The sequence below is a fragment of the Yoonia sp. GPGPB17 genome (assembly GCF_037892195.1).
Lineage (GTDB): Bacteria > Pseudomonadota > Alphaproteobacteria > Rhodobacterales > Rhodobacteraceae > Yoonia.
The window spans coordinates 2,946,049-2,962,305 of sequence record NZ_JATACI010000002.1 but is presented as its reverse complement, the minus strand read 5'-3'; the positions used below and the strand labels follow the sequence as shown (position 1 = coordinate 2,962,305).

Genomic DNA, 16,257 nt, shown 5'->3' with positions numbered 1-16,257 from the left:
TCGAACCCTTACCGGAGGTTCGGTGCGGTGAGCTCCAGAGGAACAAAGCTAAAGGCGCTCGGTTCTTGGCCACTACGTGGTATGATATCGGGACGACGAGGGGTGACCCTCAGCCCGGATGAGCGGCGTATAGGAGGAGTCGGAATGCCTGTCAACAGCGGCCCATCCCCCTGGCCTGACCATGACGTCACATGACCAATAACACTCGGTCGCTATCGCATATCAGTCAGTCTTTATTGCTTAGCAGATGTGGCCACGCCCATCCTGACATTCAAGGCGCATCTTTGCCGCCACCAGTCATGATGGAGATACTTCAATGGTCCGTACCGCAGCCAGCCTCATCACCCTGATCGCCATGTCCGCCTGTGGCGTCGGCGGCGGGACCGCGACACCTAACCCGCCCACCGTCAACAACGCAGATATGCGCGATGCGCTGGCCGAGGCCGCCGCCATCAGCAATGCGCCGCAGACCAGCTTCAGCAACCTGCCCACAGGCAGCGTGACCTATACGGGTCAATTGGGCGCCGACGTGCGCGGAGACGTGAATGGCAGTATTCTGGGTGATTTGAATATGAATGTTGGGTTTTCCAGCAACACGGTTCGCGGCTCGGTGGACAATATCAACGTGCTTGATGCAAACGAGATGGCGGACCAACGTCTTGGTGGCCGACTCATTCTGGATGGTGTCGAGACAGCGGGGCAGCTTGATGCCTTCGCCTCTGGCAATCTATCCGGGGTGAACAACAGCGGCACAACTGTCGACACACAGATGCTGCTGATCCTTGATGGGCAGGTGCGCGATGACTTTGGGCGCGGTGATGCAGTTTATGGTGCCGCCAGCGGTCAAGCCGAAGGCGACCTCGATTTCGACGTCGAAGGCGTGTTTTACGGCAGCCGCAACTGACCTTACCTGATCCGGTCGGGCACAACCCTGTGCCGGATTTGTAGCTTGGTTTCGCGGTAAAGTGTAAACAGCCCCGTCGCCACGACAACTGCACCACCGATTAGGGCCAGCGTATTCGGCCATTCATCAAACACCAACACGCCTAGCACCAATGCGACCAACAGGCTGGTATACCGGAAGGGCGCAACAAACCCGATCTCGCCAAACCGCATGGCACTGACCGAGGCGATATAGCCAAAGATCAGAAACGACATCGCACCGGCCAGTTGCAAGCCAGAGGTCATCGAGAATGGCTGCCACGCGACAAAGAGCGATCCGACCCCGCCAAGACCGGTCACACCGACCGCCGCGATCAAAGCGACAAACACAGAAGGCACATCACGTGACATACGCCGCACAGCAATGTCGCGGAGGGTGACACAGGCCACGGCACCCAACGCGTAAATACTGTATATGCTGAAGTCTGCGCCACCGGGCTGAATGATCAACATCACCCCAATAAACCCCACAAAAATCGCGGTCAGTCTGCGCCAGCCCAGCGCCTCGCCCAGAAACAGGGCCGCGACAAGGCTGACACTCAGCGGCAGCACTTGCAAAATCGCGCTGACATTCGCGATGGGCATATTGAACAGGGCGGTCAGAAAAAGAACGTGCCACCCAGCTCGCCCGCCGTGCGCAACAATAGAAAGCCCCAGTCGCGCAGCGGAAACCGGAACCGTAGCTGGCCCAGCATTTTGCACATGATCGCCAGAAAAACTACCGCGCCCACGCCCCGAAAGAAGATCGCCTGAAACAACGGTATCTCATCCGCCAACGCCTTCATAAAGGCGTCATTGAACGTGTAGGCGCACATCGCGCCCATCATCATCAGCGCACCGCGGATGTTATCGGATAAGACTGGCATGGCGCGGAGGTATCAGCGCCGTCCTTGCAAGGCCAGCATTAGCGCAAGACATGCACCGCACATTTGGCGTGTCGCACAACCTTGGCCGCAGTGGACCCCAGCAGGTAGTCCTGCATGCCCGGTTGGTGGCTGGCGACGATGATCAGATCAACGTCATTGTTGTCGGCATGGGCCAGGATAGTACGCGATGAATGGCCATCAATCACGATGGTCGCGGCGTTGTCGACACCTTCGACCAACGATTTCAAACCATCCAGCACATCAGCCTTCGCCGCCTCAAGGTGACCTTCCGGCAGATACTCAGTGGCATATTTGGGCAGTTTTTCCATCACATGCAGGCAAGTGATCGCGCCGCCCTCTGCGCGCAGCGCCTTGGCGATTTCCATCGCGCCTTGGGCGTTGCGGTCCGCTTCAAATGACACGGGGACGAGGATATTCTTGTACATAGGGCACTTCCTTCTTTGGTTACCCCAGTTCTATCGCAGCAAACGCGCCTACACTTTGATCTGTATCAGGATGCCAACAAAACGCCGGCAAGCCCTACCTGCGTAACTTGCGCTGCAAACCAAGCCGTGTAGTCCGGCCGACATACCAGATAAAACAGCCAATCGCGTTCATCCTGGCCTCCGACATCGGTGCGAGGCCGCGCGACATCCGCGTCATTTGCCACACATAGTACTCCACCCGTGAAACCGTATTGATCAGACCGGCAAGCCAGCTCTTGGTGTTCACGCCCAACCATCCGCGCCCAATAACAAGCCCGTCTTCTTCGATCCCGACGTTTTCACTTGCACCACTCAGCAACGCGTCTGCCGCATCAGGTTGTACACAGAAAGGGCGGGCCAAACCGATCAGGTCAATCCCGTCTTCGGTCAAAGCGCGCTCCATCGCGGATCGGCTGCGAAAACCGCCCGTGACCATGATGGGTACAGTTACCGCCTGCCGTACGACCTTGGCATACTCCAGAAAATAAGCCTCGCGGCGCTGTGTACTTTCACGCCGATCATCCTCAGTGCCGTTAACGAAACTCATCTGCTCATAGGTGCCGCCCGAAAGCTCGATCAGGTCAATCCCGTCCTGTTCGAGCCAGCGTGCCACCTGCGCGCATTCCTCCAGATCAAACCCGCCTTTCTGAAAGTCGGCCGAGTTCAGTTTGACTGCCACTGGGAAGTCCGCACCAACCGCCGCACGGGTTGCTGCGTAAACACGGCGCAGAAACCGCGCACGGTTTTCAAGCGCGCCGCCCCACTCATCTGTGCGTCGGTTCGTGATCGGCGACAGAAACTGGCTGACCAGATAGCCATGTGCGCTGTGGATCTGCACCCCATCAAAACCTGCCTTCTGCGCGATCCGGGCTGTGTTGGCGTATCGCGTAATGGCATCCTCGATATCATCGACGATCATCTCACGCGGCTTGCCAAATTGTCCCATGATCTTGAGTTTTTCGGCGGAGGGCGACAGCGGACGGGCGTTTACGACAATCGGGCATTGCCGCCCCGGGTGGCTGATCTGCATCCAGACCTGATTGCCGCCTGATTTGGCGGCCTGCGCCCAGCCGCGCAATTCGTCCAACGCGCTTTCATCCTCGACCACCACATTGCCGGGCCGTTCCAGATAGCGTCGGTCGACCATCACATTTCCGGTCATCTGCAATGCGAGCCCGCCCTCAGACCAGCGCTGGTACAGTTTTTGGTGCCCTGGCGTGGGACAGTCCTTGCGATCAGCCAAGGCCTCGGTCATTGCGCTGCGCACGATCCGGTTTTTCAAACGCGCACCGCAGGGCAAGGTCAGGGGTTGTGAGAGTGCCGTCATCATCGTTACCTTCGCGGCCAAACAAGCATGCCACACAACATGGTGTCGAAGGGCGCGGAAAGTAAAGCGCCGGGCATGGATCACCCAGGCCCGACTCCATGATCTCTAGTGCTGCTCGGGCACCAAAATCTCACGTTTGCCAACATGGTTTGCTGCGCTCACCACACCCTCATCCTCCATCTGTTCCACCAGACGCGCGGCCTTGTTATAGCCAATGGCCAATTTGCGCTGGATGTAAGAGGTGGAACACTTGCGGTCCTTGATCACAATCGCCACGGCGGTGTCATAAAGCGCATTCTCGCTGTCGGACCCATCGCCCAGACCCAGCACCAGATCAATACTGCTTTCCTGATCATCAGACGGCCCTTCAACCACACCTGACATATACTCCGGTGGTCCAAAGCCTTTGAGGTGATTGACGATCTCTTCGACTTCCTCATCGCTCACAAACGGGCCATGCACACGGGTAATCTTGGACCCACCAGCCATATAAAGCATGTCACCCATGCCCAACAGCTGCTCGGCCCCCATCTCACCAAGAATTGTGCGGCTGTCGATCTTCGACGTGACCTGGAAAGAAATCCGCGTCGGGAAGTTTGCCTTGATTGTGCCGGTAATCACGTCAACCGATGGGCGCTGCGTCGCCATGATCAGGTGAATACCCGAGGCACGCGCCATCTGCGCCAAACGCTGAATGCAGGCTTCAATCTCTTTCCCCGCAACCATCATCAGGTCAGCCATCTCATCCACGATGACGACGATGTAAGGCAGGATTTCCGGCTGGAATTCCTCGGTCTCAAAGATCGGATCGCCGGTTTCGTCATCAAACCCGGTCTGCACGGTCCGGCTGAACATCTCATTCTTGGCCAGTGCATCCTTCACCCGACCATTGAAGCCATCGATGTTGCGCACGCCCATCTTGGACATCTTGCGATAGCGTTCTTCCATCTCGCCCACGACCCATTTCAGGGCGACAACAGCCTTTTTGGGATCGGTCACAACAGGCGAGAGCAGATGTGGAATCCCGTCATAGACGCTCAGTTCCAACATCTTGGGGTCGATCATGATCATCCGGCATTCTTCCGGTGTCAGCTTATAAAGCAACGACAGGATCATCGTGTTAATCGCCACGGACTTACCCGAGCCCGTCGTACCCGCGATCAGCAGGTGAGGCATCTTGGCAAGGTTGGCCACGATAGGATCGCCGCCGATATCCTTGCCCAGCGCCAAAGGCAGCTTTTGATTGCCGTCACCGAAATCGCGGTGCGAGAGGATTTCACGCAGAACCACCTTTTCGCGGTTTTCATTCGGCAATTCGATCCCGATGACCGATCGGCCAGGCACAGTGGAAACACGCGCAGACAGGGCCGACATGGAACGGGCGATGTCGTCAGACAGGCCAATGACGCGGCTGGCTTTCAAACCGGGCGCAGGTTCCAACTCATACATTGTAACCACAGGACCCGGACGAACAGAAACGATCTCACCCTTCACGCCATAGTCATCCAGCACGCTTTCCAGCATACGGGCGTTTTCTTCCAAAGCCTCGTCACTCAGATGATGCCGTTGAATTTCAATCGGATTGGTCAAAAGGCCCAACGGCGGATGCTCGTAAGAAGCATATTTATCATCAAACTTCAGCGCAGGCTGCGCCTCGGCCCTGGCTTGGCGAGACGGAGCGGGCGCACGCTTGGGTGGGTGCTGCACGACGCTACGCTGTTCTGGCGCAGGGGCCATGACCGGGGGTGTGGGCACATGCGCCTCGGGAATTGGCATATGCGGTTCGGCCATGCGGGGGCTTCTTCGATCCCCTCAACCAACGGCTCATCGTCACCCATTGGTTCAAACACCAATGGTGCAGGACCACGGCCCGCCGTTAATGAGGGCTCAATCCGCACGCCGGTGGGGGACGGCGGCACAGCGCGGCTCTTGATCGCATCAGCGATACGCGCGCTGACGCGGTCAGGATTGCCAGCCTCGAGTACATCCTGCCGGACGGCATCTGGTGTCACCAATTCGGGCTCGGGCATGGTATCATTGCGCTTGAGCAAGCCAGACAAAAAACCGCCCTGCGGTTCGGGGGTTGTTGCGCGGGCTGGCGCAGACAGCGGCGGCGCCATGCGGCATCTTGGGCGCGGTCAAAGGCGGCTCGCTTGTTGGCACGACGGGGTTTGCACGCACAACAGCGGCCGCACGGGTGCGGACGTCATCCTTCAGTGGCGGCACGGTAAACGCGTCTTCCATTGTGGGTTCTTCGGCGCGCGCCGCGCGGGCCTCATGCATCTGCTCGCGGCGGGCTTGAACGGTGCTGCTCATCCCTTGCGCCGCCTGGGCTGAAAGGGCTGCACCCTTACCCAACACACGTAACAACGTGGCATATAGCAACACGGTTCCCAGCAGAACGAAACGGCCCGCTACCTTCATCTCAGACTTCGTGAAGCCCAGCACAAAGGCCATTAGCGCCAACAACGCAACGCCTGTCAGGAACGACAAAAGCTTGACGCCAAAGATCGCGCCCACAGGCACAATCGTCAAAATGACACCCAAAACGGTATCGCCAAACAAACCACCAAGACCAAAGTTCGCAGGCCAATCAATGCCCGGCGTCAAAGTCGCGGCATGCACGGATGCCAGGATCACGGCCACAGGCGCAAAGATCAGACGGCCAATCGCGCGCTCTTGCCCGTGGTGCATCACAAAACGAACACCCCACATGATCAGCACCAAGGGTACGACCCAAACCCCAAGACCGATCACCATCATCAAAGGCGCCGCAGTCGAGGCACCAAAGTGGCCCAGCCAGTTCTGCACGGGGGCATCGGTCGCAGAAATCCAGCTTGGATCGCTAGGGGAATAGCTGCCAACCATCGCAGCAATCAGCAGACCGACAAAGATCAGACCAAGACCCACAAGTTCTTTGGTGCGTTTCTCAATCGCTGCCTGCGTTGTGCTGTCCAGAAGCGGATCGCGCCGCCGGGATTGGTAAGATGCCATACGCTCGTTCCTCAATCGTACAAACAGTCGCGGATCAGGGTCAGACCGCGCTGCATTTCTTGTGTTGGGGCCACCATGGCGACCCGAATGTAATTCTTGCCGGGGTTTGTCCCGTTTGCTTCCTGAGACAGATAGGCCCCGGGTAGGGTGCGTACGCCTGTCTCCTGCCAAAGCTTTACTGCCGCTGTTTCGCCGTCACCTGTCGGCAGCCACAAAAAGAACCCTGCCTGTGGGGAGTGGTAGCCGGGCACGTGACCCAGAATATCATCGGCAATCTCGTACTTGCGATGATAGAGGGCGCGGTTTTCAACCACATGCGCCTCATCATTCCACACCGCAGTGGCGACGGCCTGCAAAGGCTCTGGCAAAGGCGCCCCGGCAAAGGCGCGCAGGCTACGCAAACGGGCGATAGATTCTGGACCGCCTGCGCAAAAGCCAGAACGCAGACCTGACAGGTTCGACCGTTTTGACAGCGAATGAAAGATCAAAACCCGTTCAGGATGTGCGCCCATCTCTTTGGCGATCTGCAACGCGCCGGGGGCGGCGTTTCACGGTAGATCTCCGAATAGCACTCATCTGCAAAGATAATGAAATCATGTTTTTCGGCCAAGGCGATCAGGTTGCGCCAATAGTCCGCATTCGCCACAGCGCCTTGCGGGTTGGCAGGCGAACAGATGTAGGCGATCGCTGTGCGGTCCAGCACATCTACAGGCAGTGCTTGGAAATCCGGCAAATGGCCGGTTTCGACGGTCGCAGGCACATAGACCGGCTCCGCCCCCACGGATCGGGCTGCAACCGCATAGACCTGATAAAACGGATTGGGCGTCAAGATGACCGGCTGGCCATTCTTCTCTTCCCGGCACAGGGCCATGGCGGCGTTATAAAGCCCCTCACGGGTGCCGTTCAGCGCCAAAATCTGATCGTTTGGCACGTCGATGTCATAGCGACGCTTGAGGAAACCACCAATGGCATCAAGCAAAGCAGATGTTCCATAGTTCTCAGGATACTTGCCAAAACCCGCCAGATTGGCTGCAAGTATGTCGCCCACAAAGGCAGGAAACGCATGGCGCGGTTCGCCAATCGTCATGTTTATGGTTTCGGACGCCTTTGTCGGCACGTCAAGAAGCGCACGCAAGCGTGGCCAAGTCGCTGCCGGAAGGTCCGAAAACCGCTCGGGAAATACCATATCTGCCTCAATACACCGGATCATTTGCGCCCGGCTTTTTCGCAAACTAGCGCGGCGGCGGCGGGTCTGTCCAGAAGAAGGGGTGAGTCCTGGGGTTTTTGTGGCTTTTTGGTCAGTTAGCAATTTGGGTTGCGACATCTATCATGGCCTGCAATCATTCATCATAAGAAGAGGAACACATTCAATTGCAGGCAATCGCAAATAACGCTCATGATATGATTTCGAATATGTCGCCAGAGGTTCAGCCCGGTGAGTTTGCCTTCATCTCGACGCAAGACAAGGATTTGATTGCCAAGCTGCTGCCTGAGGCAATCGGTACGTTCCAAGAAGCAGAAGGCCTTTCATTGCTCGTACCCTTAGATCTTGCCGGAGAGGCACCCCTATCGATGAAATGCATCACGCTGCGTGTCTATTCCTCACTTGAAGGTGTAGGACTAACCGCAGCGGTATCGTCCGCATTGGGTGAACACCACATTCCTTGCAATATGGTTGCCGCTTACAACCACGACCACGTATTCATACCTGCGGACAAATGCGATCAGGCAATGGCGATTCTCAAGGCATTACAACGACGAGCCGCAAACACTGCCTAGGTGAGCGCCCGCTCCGCCGCAGCCGCCACCCTCAACAGCGCCTCCTCATTCCCGTTCTGCCCATTCAGCATAAACCCGCATGACGGCACCCCTGTCGGCAATGTCACCGAACACACATCCATCAGGTTCGCGACCCGCGTGTTGCGTAGGGCCAGCAGGTTCTCGGCTTTGTAATAGTCATCATTATTCAACAGCCGTTCCGCATTCGGCGGCAGGATCGGGGCGGTGGGCATGATGACCGCGTCAAACGCTGCCGTCGCAGCGTGGTACTGCTTGCGGATGTCGCGCAGCATGTTCCAGCCTGCGCAATAGTCAGCCCCGCCGACCGTTTTGCCGCCGCGCACCCGTTCTAGAATCTGCGGGAACATCTTTTCAGGATGCGCCTCGACCAATTCCCGCCACCAGCCATAGCTGTCGGCGGCATAAAGGTTGCCTGCCTGCGCGAAAGCATCAAAGAGCTGTGCAAAATACCGATGCTCGATCTGCGCGCCCGCCGCTTTAAGACGCGCCACGGCCCCTTCAAACGCTGCGCGGGGGCGTCACGGACATCGTCGGGGGCGATGGTGTCGAGGATCATGAAGCGGACGCCTTCCAACGCGTTCCCAGTCAGGTCAGCTGGTTTGTTCCCCTCCAACGCGGCCAACAGCAGATTGGCATCCTCAACCGACCGACACAGCGGACCGACCGTATCAAAGGTCAAACACAGCGGCACAACCCCTTCCAAAGACAACCGCCCATGCGTTGTCTTCAACCCCACCAGATCATTCCATGCCGACGGTATACGCACAGACCCGCCGGTATCGGAGCCAATCCCAGCGGCTGCTAAGCCAAAAGCAACCGAGGCCCCGGCGCCAGACGATGACCCGCCCGGCACGGCATCGCAATCATTCACGCAAGGGGGTGTGGCGGTAATCGGGTTCAGCCCCAGCCCTGAAAACGCGATCTCGGACATATGCGTTTTGCCGAGGCAGACGAGGCCAGCCGCCGTTGCAGCTTTCAAGACCGCTGCATCCTCATCCGGCACACGGCCTTCCATGAGCGCGGTCCCCGCCTCGGTCCCGACACCAGCAGTATCGAACAGATCTTTCCAAGACACCGGCACACCGTCCAGCACACTACGGCGCAGGCCCGATTTCGCCCGCTCAGACGCCGCCCGCGCCTCGGCCCGCGCGCGGTCGTGCGTCACCCGCGCATAAATCCGGTCGCGGAATTCATGGGCGTCGATGGCCTCCAGATACACCTCTGTCAGCGCCACCGGATCAATCTCGCCTGCCCCAATCGCACGACCCAAATCGGCCGCCGTCATCCATCGCCAGTCTTGCATGTCGTTCTCCTGTTCAGCGCGACGGTAGCGGCCATCCGGCGCATGGACAATCCCGCCTGGCTGCGCATATTGCACTGTATGGATACTGACCTGATTATCGTCGGCGGCGGGCTCAACGGACCGGCCTTGGCACTGGCCGCAGCGCAGGCTGGTTTTACGGTGACCATTGTCGACAGTCTGCCACTTGACACTCGCAAGCGCATCGACTTCGACGGGCGGAGTTATGCACTTGCGCATGCCTCCATGCGCCTGCTGCGCGGGATCGGGGTTTGGTCAACGATCAGTAACAAAGCCCAGCCGATGCTGGAGATCAAAGTGACTGACGGGCGCGCGGGTGAAGGACCGTCACCTTGGATGATGCATTTCGATCATGCGGAAATCGAAGAAGGCCCGATGGGTTTCATGGTCGAAGACCGGCACCTGCGGCGGGCCTTCCTTGATGCGATGGCGCAGGATGATCGGGTCACGCAACTTTCAGAAGAAACCGTTGTGGCGCAGTCGGTCCATAGCGCTGGCGCAACCGTGACGTTGGCATCGGACAAAAAAATCACCGGCAGGCTTTTGATTGGATCGGACGGGCGTAAAAGCGGCACCGCTGAACGGGCCGGGATCAAGCGCACCGGATGGGGCTATGGCCAGACCGCTGTTGTTTGCGCAGTAAAGCATGAAAAGCCTCATGGCGGCATCGCGCATCAGTTCTTTATGCCAAATGGCCCATTGGCCATTCTACCGCTCACCAAAGACCGAAGTTCGATTGTCTGGAGTGAGACAGATGCAAACGCAGCGGCATTGATGGCGATGGACGACAATGACTTTCTGAACGCCCTGCGTCCGGCATTTGGCAGTTTCCTGGGACAGATCAGCCTGACAGGTGCGCGGTTCAGCTATCCTTTGGGATTGACGCTGGCGAACAGTTTCGTCGCCGAAAAGACCGCTTTGATCGGCGACGCCGCACATGGGATGCACCCGATTGCAGGGCAGGGGCTGAATGCTGGGCTGCGTGATGTGGCGGCCTTGGCAGAGGTGCTGGAAACCGCCCGCAGCCGTGGCGAAGACATTGGCGGCGCGCAGACGCTCGCGCGCTATCAACAATGGCGGCGGTTCGACACGGCAACGCTGGCTTTGGCAACCGATACATTCAACAGGCTTTTCTCAAACGACAATCCGCTGTTGCGCGCCGCGCGGGACATCGGCATGGGGATGGTGAATGCGGCACCCGGCATCCGCCGTAGCTTTATTCGCGAAGCTGCTGGTCTAACCGGTGATCTGCCGCGCCTGATGCGCGGCTGAACAACAGGTCGTTCTGTTAACAGTCTGCCTCTCGAATCAGCTACGGTGATCCGGCTCGCCTTTTAATTGTGCAACCGTCTTCGGTCCCATTCTGATGCGAAGGCTTCCCGAACGCGTTCAACACCCAAGCTGACGCAAGGTCGTCACGCCGCGATACAATACAGAACGCAGTCACAGCCAAACAGCATCAAAGCACTGTTGATTAAGGCAAAAATGCGGAGTTTAGCTCTGACATTAACAACGTCAGCGCTAACATTTGTCATTTATTTTACAGAAAAATATAGTATCTTCAGTTATTTGCGTACCAACTACCCGGTATGCAATAGAATACATTTACGAATTGATGCGATGCCGGGGGGCGCGTTACCAAAGACGCCCTCCGTCGCATTCGCAAGGAGGAGCGATTATGAACACCGACACCGTCATGCCACCACAGAGTCAAGCTTTCGCGTCTGATCGGATGCCACACGTCACCGCACAGCAGTATCAGTCGCTCTATCAAGCGTCGGTGAACGACCCTGACACATTCTGGGCAGAGCAAGGCAAGCGCCTTGATTGGATCAAACCTTTCACCAAGGTCCAGAACGTCGATTTCACCCTTGGTAGCGTGTCCATCAAATGGTTCGAAGATGGTGTTCTGAATGTCTCTGCCAACTGCATCGACCGTCACTTAGAGACGCGCGGCGATCAGACAGCCATTATCTGGGAACCGGATGATCCGACCGACAAGGCGCTCCACATTACCTACAAAGATTTGCACCGCAGCGTTTGCAAGATGGCTAACATTCTTGAAACGCTGGGCGTGCGCAAAGGCGACCGGGTCGTGATTTACCTCCCCATGATCCCGGAAGCCGCCTATGCAATGCTTGCCTGCGCGCGGATTGGCGCGATCCACTCCATCGTTTTTGCGGGCTTCTCCCCCGATGCGCTCGGCGCGCGGATCAACGGCTGTGATGCAAAAGTTGTGATCACCGCAGACGAGGCCCCACGTGGCGGGCGCAAGACGGCGTTGAAGTCCAACACCGATGCGGCCCTGCTGCACTGTGATGACCGGGTCAAATGTCTGGTGGTCAAGCGCACCGGCGGCCAGACCACATGGACCGACCGGGACTATGACTACAACGAAATGGCGCTAGAGGCGGACGACTATTGCGCGCCCGCAGAGATGAATGCCGAAGATCCGCTGTTCATCCTCTACACCTCGGGCTCAACCGGCCAGCCCAAGGGCGTGGTCCATACATCCGGTGGCTATCTGACCTATGCCGCCATGACGCATGAGATGGTCTTCGATTACCACGATGGTGATGTGTTCTGGTGTACGGCGGATGTCGGCTGGGTCACGGGCCACAGCTATATCGTCTATGGCCCGTTGGCGAATGGCGCGACCACAATCATGTTTGAAGGTGTTCCGACCTACCCCGATGCGGGTCGGTTCTGGGCTGTGTGTGAAAAGTACAAAGTTAACCAGTTCTACACAGCCCCCACAGCCATCCGCGCCCTGATGGCCGCTGGCAACGGTCCCGTTGAATCCCATGACCTCTCCCATCTGCGGGTTCTCGGGACCGTTGGCGAGCCGATCAATCCCGAAGCGTGGAACTGGTACAATGACATCGTTGGCAAGGGGAACTGCCCCATCGTTGACACATGGTGGCAGACCGAGACAGGTGGTCACTTGCTAACACCCCTGCCCGGCGCGACCGAGCTGAAACCCGGCTCAGCCCAGCAGCCATTCTTCGGGATCGTGCCCAAGGTGCTCGACCCGCAATCCGGCGAAGAGATCACCACCACCGAAGCCGAAGGCGTTCTGGTGCTGGCCAGCAGTTGGCCGGGCCAGATGCGCACCGTATGGGGCGATCACGAACGGTTCGAGAAAACCTATTTCAGCGACTACAAAGGCTACTACTTCACCGGTGACGGCTGCAAACGCGATGCCGATGGCGACTATTGGATCACCGGTCGCGTTGACGATGTGATCAACGTCTCGGGCCACCGTATGGGCACCGCAGAGGTCGAAAGCGCCCTGGTTGCGCATGCCAAGGTGGCCGAGGCTGCCGTTGTCGGCTACCCCCACGATATCAAGGGCCAAGGCATCTACGCCTACGTCACGCTGATGAATGGGGAAGAACCATCACCGGAACTGCGCAAGGAACTGGAAACCTGGGTTCGCACCGAGATCGGCCCGATTGCCAAGCCGGACCTGATCCAATGGGCGCCGGGCCTACCGAAAACACGCTCTGGCAAGATCATGCGTCGCATTCTGCGCAAGATCGCCGAGGATGATTTCGGGTCACTGGGCGATACGTCCACGCTGGCCGAACCTGCCGTCGTCGATGATTTGATCGAGAACCGCATGAACCAGAAGGACGCGTAATGGACGGCTCTCGCTCACCACAAACGCCCCCTGTCCTGATCTTGCTCGGGCCCCCGGGCGCGGGCAAGGGCACGCAAGCGCGGATGCTGGAAGAACGCTTTGGTCTGGTCCAGCTCTCTACCGGCGATCTGTTGCGCGCAGCGGTCGCTTCGGGTTCAGAGGCAGGCAAGGCGGCAAAAGCGGTGATGGAGGCCGGTGGCCTCGTCAGCGACGACATCGTCATCGCCATTTTGCGCGACCGGCTTGCCGCACCCGATTGCGCCAAGGGCGTGATCCTTGATGGCTTCCCACGTACTACCACGCAGGCCGAAGCGCTGGATCAAATGTTAGCCGAAACCGGGCAACAGATTGATGCGGCTGTGCTGCTGGAAGTAGACGATGTGAAAATGGTCGTCCGCATTGCGGGTCGCTTTACCTGTGGCGCATGTGGCGAAGGATACCACGACACATTCAAGGCACCAAAGGTCGCCGACACATGCGACAACTGCGGCGCTCAGCAAATGACGCGCCGAGCGGATGACAACGCGGCAACCGTGATGTCACGCCTTGATGCATATCATGAACAAACCAGCCCTCTGGTTGCATACTACACCGACAAAGGCGCACTGCGTCGTGTGGATGCAATGGGAGAGATCGCAGAAATTCAGAACGCCATCGCGGCGCTTACAGAAAGCGTCATGCGTTAAGAAACCGCGTTCGGGCGATACCGTCCGGACACTGAATAGCCAAAAAATCAGGAGGAGCGCCACATGGCGGAACAATCAACACAAATAAAAGCAGCCGAGGATGGGGTAGAAGCTATTGGAAAGCCAATATCCGCATCATTCTCGCCAGCCTTGTCATCTGGGCACTTGTGTCCTTTGGCTTTGGCATTCTGCTGCGCCCAATGCTGTCCGGCATCGCTGTGGGTGGCACTGACCTTGGGTTCTGGTTCGCCCAGCAAGGTTCAATTCTTGTCTTTCTCGCGCTGATCTTTTTCTACGCCTGGCGGATGAACAAACTCGACCGTGAATACGGCGTAGAGGAGGACTGATCTGATGGAACAGTTTACCATTAACCTGCTGTTCGTCGGCGCGTCATTTGCGCTGTACATCGGCATCGCGATTTGGGCCCGTGCAGGTTCCACATCAGAATTTTATGCTGCTGGCCGGGGTGTGCACCCTGTCACTAACGGTATGGCCACAGCGGCGGACTGGATGTCTGCGGCATCTTTCATCTCGATGGCAGGTCTGATCGCCTTTACCGGCTATGACAACTCGACCTTCCTGATGGGTTGGACGGGCGGTTATGTGCTTCTTGCACTGCTGCTGGCACCTTACCTGCGCAAGTTCGGCAAGTTCACTGTGTCTGAGTTCATCGGTGATCGCTTTTATTCCCCAACGGCCCGCATGGTGGCTGTGATTTGTCTTATCGTTGCGTCCACGACGTATGTGATTGGTCAGATGACAGGCGTCGGTGTGGCTTTTGGCCGCTTCCTGGAAATCTCGAACACTGCCGGTCTGTTGATCGGTGCTTGTGTCGTATTTGCTTACGCGGTGTTTGGCGGCATGAAGGGCGTTACCTATACACAGGTCGCACAGTATTGCGTGTTGATCACGGCCTACACGATTCCGGCGATCTTCATCTCACTGCAACTGACAGGTACGCCAATTCCGGCACTTGGCCTGTTTTCGGAAGTGAGCGCATCAGGCGGCGAAAGCAGCGTTTACCTGCTGACCAAGCTTGACCAGATCGTCACCGACCTTGGGTTTGCCAGCTATACCGAAGCGCACAAAGACAACCTCAATATGGTTCTCTTCACGCTGTCGCTGATGATCGGTACGGCGGGTCTGCCACACGTCATCATGCGCTTCTTCACTGTGCCAAAGGTATCTGACGCGCGGTGGTCTGCGGGTTGGACGCTGGTGTTCATCGCACTCTTGTACCTCACAGCCCCGGCTGTTGGTGCAATGGCGCGCCTGAACATCACCGAACTGATGTGGCCAAATGGCACCTCAGGTGAGCCTGTGTCGGTGCAAACCATCGAGACCGCACCAGAATACGACTGGATGCTGACATGGCAGAAAACCGGTCTTCTTGATTGGGAAGACAAGAACGGCGATGGCCTGATCCAATACTACAATGACAAGTCCGATGCGATGGCCGAAACAGCCGCTGCAAATGGCTGGGAAGGTAACGAGTTGACCAACTTCAACCGTGACATCCTGGTGCTGGCCAACCCAGAGATTGCCAACCTGCCTGGTTGGGTGATTGGTCTGGTGGCTGCAGGTGGTCTGGCTGCAGCGCTGTCTACGGCTGCGGGTCTGCTGCTGGCGATTTCATCTGCGGTCAGCCACGACCTGTTGAAAGGTCAGTTGACACCAAACATGTCTGAAAAGGCAGAACTGATGTCAGCCCGTATCGCCATGGCCGTTGCCATTGGTGTGGCCACGATCCTTGGATTGAACCCACCGGGCTTTGCTGCACAAACCGTGGCTTTGGCCTTTGGTCTGGCAGCGGCGTCGATCTTTCCTGCCTTGATGATGGGTATCTTCTCGAAGCGGGTGAACAACGTCGGCGCGGTGGCGGGCATGCTGTCAGGTCTGATCTTTACCCTGATCTACATCTTCCTGCACAAAGGCTGGTTGTTCATCGCGGGGACGAATTCTTTCCCGGATACGGTTGATGGTTCTCTCTTCGGAATCCAGTCCACTGCGATCGGTGCAATCGGTGCTTTGATCAACTTCGGTGTCGCCTATGGTGTCTCAATGATGACCAAGGACACACCGCAAGAGATCAAGGATCTGGTCGAAAGCGTCCGCATTCCTGCGGGTGTTAAGCAGTGCCGTTGATCACTAAAACAAACGGGCCAGCAGCCTTCGGTTGCTGGCCCACCCCAT

10 protein-coding genes and 4 pseudogenes are annotated in these 16,257 nt (G+C 57.7%); 7 read left to right on the top strand and 7 right to left on the bottom strand.

The genetic code is table 11. From position 1 onward, the window contains the following. The first annotated feature begins 316 nt into the window (after window positions 1-316). A complete protein-coding gene (locus tag QTO30_RS15545) occupies window positions 317-904 on the top strand; it encodes a hypothetical protein (protein WP_340424993.1) in 588 nt (195 codons plus the stop codon). Window positions 905-906: 2 nt separating this feature from the next. Here the strand turns inward: QTO30_RS15545 and QTO30_RS15540 are convergent, their stop codons facing one another. From QTO30_RS15540 to QTO30_RS15520, 6 genes and pseudogenes are all read right to left on the bottom strand, one after another. Further along, window positions 907-1,527, bottom strand: coding sequence for a DMT family transporter (locus tag QTO30_RS15540; RefSeq protein ID WP_445327160.1), 621 nt, complete (start codon window positions 1,525-1,527; stop codon window positions 907-909). Between the two features lie 14 nt (window positions 1,528-1,541). Then, the gene (locus tag QTO30_RS22140) at window positions 1,542-1,808 is read right to left on the bottom strand and encodes a hypothetical protein (RefSeq protein WP_445327159.1); all 267 of its coding nucleotides are present in this window, start codon (window positions 1,806-1,808) and stop codon (window positions 1,542-1,544) included. A 38-nt stretch (window positions 1,809-1,846) separates the two neighbouring features. Continuing rightward, complete coding sequence (locus QTO30_RS15535; protein WP_340424992.1) at window positions 1,847-2,254, bottom strand: universal stress protein; 408 nt, start codon at window positions 2,252-2,254, stop codon at window positions 1,847-1,849. A 94-nt stretch (window positions 2,255-2,348) separates the two neighbouring features. Continuing rightward, entirely contained in the window at window positions 2,349-3,623 is a 1,275-nt protein-coding gene (locus tag QTO30_RS15530) for an NADH:flavin oxidoreductase/NADH oxidase family protein (protein ID WP_340424990.1), read from the bottom strand. Window positions 3,624-3,725: 102 nt separating this feature from the next. Then, a pseudogene (locus tag QTO30_RS15525) lies at window positions 3,726-6,614 on the bottom strand (DNA translocase FtsK 4TM domain-containing protein). Between the two features lie 11 nt (window positions 6,615-6,625). Further along, window positions 6,626-7,800, bottom strand: a pseudogene (locus QTO30_RS15520) (aminotransferase class I/II-fold pyridoxal phosphate-dependent enzyme). A 215-nt stretch (window positions 7,801-8,015) separates the two neighbouring features. On the opposite strand from QTO30_RS15520, the gene QTO30_RS15515 reads away from it, so the two are divergent. Then, a complete protein-coding gene (locus QTO30_RS15515) occupies window positions 8,016-8,393 on the top strand; it encodes an ACT domain-containing protein (RefSeq protein WP_340425952.1) in 378 nt (125 codons plus the stop codon). Here the strand turns inward: QTO30_RS15515 and QTO30_RS15510 are convergent. Next, a pseudogene (locus tag QTO30_RS15510) lies at window positions 8,390-9,717 on the bottom strand (amidase). The gene QTO30_RS15515 and the pseudogene QTO30_RS15510 sit on opposite strands and share 4 nt — an antisense overlap. 42 nt (window positions 9,718-9,759) lie before the next feature. Here QTO30_RS15510 and QTO30_RS15505 point away from each other — a divergent pair. The 5 genes and pseudogenes from QTO30_RS15505 (at window position 9,760) to QTO30_RS15485 (ending at window position 16,209) form a co-directional block, all read left to right on the top strand. Next, entirely contained in the window at window positions 9,760-11,007 is a 1,248-nt protein-coding gene (locus tag QTO30_RS15505) for a UbiH/UbiF/VisC/COQ6 family ubiquinone biosynthesis hydroxylase (protein ID WP_340424988.1), read from the top strand. A 406-nt stretch (window positions 11,008-11,413) separates the two neighbouring features. Further along, a complete protein-coding gene (acs, locus tag QTO30_RS15500; RefSeq protein ID WP_340424987.1) occupies window positions 11,414-13,378 on the top strand; it encodes an acetate--CoA ligase in 1,965 nt (654 codons plus the stop codon). Then, the gene (locus tag QTO30_RS15495) at window positions 13,378-14,064 is read left to right on the top strand and encodes an adenylate kinase (protein WP_340424986.1); all 687 of its coding nucleotides are present in this window, start codon (window positions 13,378-13,380) and stop codon (window positions 14,062-14,064) included. Before acs ends, QTO30_RS15495 begins: the two co-directional genes overlap by 1 nt. 63 nt (window positions 14,065-14,127) lie before the next feature. After that, window positions 14,128-14,411 (top strand): annotated as a pseudogene (locus QTO30_RS15490) (DUF4212 domain-containing protein). Window positions 14,412-14,415: 4 nt separating this feature from the next. Continuing rightward, a complete protein-coding gene (locus QTO30_RS15485) occupies window positions 14,416-16,209 on the top strand; it encodes a sodium:solute symporter family protein (protein WP_340424985.1) in 1,794 nt (597 codons plus the stop codon). The last annotated feature ends 48 nt before the right edge of the window (window positions 16,210-16,257 follow it).

Coding starts and splice junctions, on each gene's coding strand:
- QTO30_RS15545 (WP_340424993.1), top strand. CDS start 317: ATGGTCCGTACCGCAGCCAGCCTCATCACCCTGATCGCCATGTCCGCC.
- QTO30_RS15540 (WP_445327160.1), bottom strand. CDS start 1,527: ATGCCCATCGCGAATGTCAGCGCGATTTTGCAAGTGCTGCCGCTGAGT.
- QTO30_RS22140 (WP_445327159.1), bottom strand. CDS start 1,808: ATGCCAGTCTTATCCGATAACATCCGCGGTGCGCTGATGATGATGGGC.
- QTO30_RS15535 (WP_340424992.1), bottom strand. CDS start 2,254: ATGTACAAGAATATCCTCGTCCCCGTGTCATTTGAAGCGGACCGCAAC.
- QTO30_RS15530 (WP_340424990.1), bottom strand. CDS start 3,623: ATGATGACGGCACTCTCACAACCCCTGACCTTGCCCTGCGGTGCGCGT.
- QTO30_RS15515 (WP_340425952.1), top strand. CDS start 8,016: ATGATTTCGAATATGTCGCCAGAGGTTCAGCCCGGTGAGTTTGCCTTC.
- QTO30_RS15505 (WP_340424988.1), top strand. CDS start 9,760: ATGGACAATCCCGCCTGGCTGCGCATATTGCACTGTATGGATACTGAC.
- acs (WP_340424987.1), top strand. CDS start 11,414: ATGAACACCGACACCGTCATGCCACCACAGAGTCAAGCTTTCGCGTCT.
- QTO30_RS15495 (WP_340424986.1), top strand. CDS start 13,378: ATGGACGGCTCTCGCTCACCACAAACGCCCCCTGTCCTGATCTTGCTC.
- QTO30_RS15485 (WP_340424985.1), top strand. CDS start 14,416: ATGGAACAGTTTACCATTAACCTGCTGTTCGTCGGCGCGTCATTTGCG.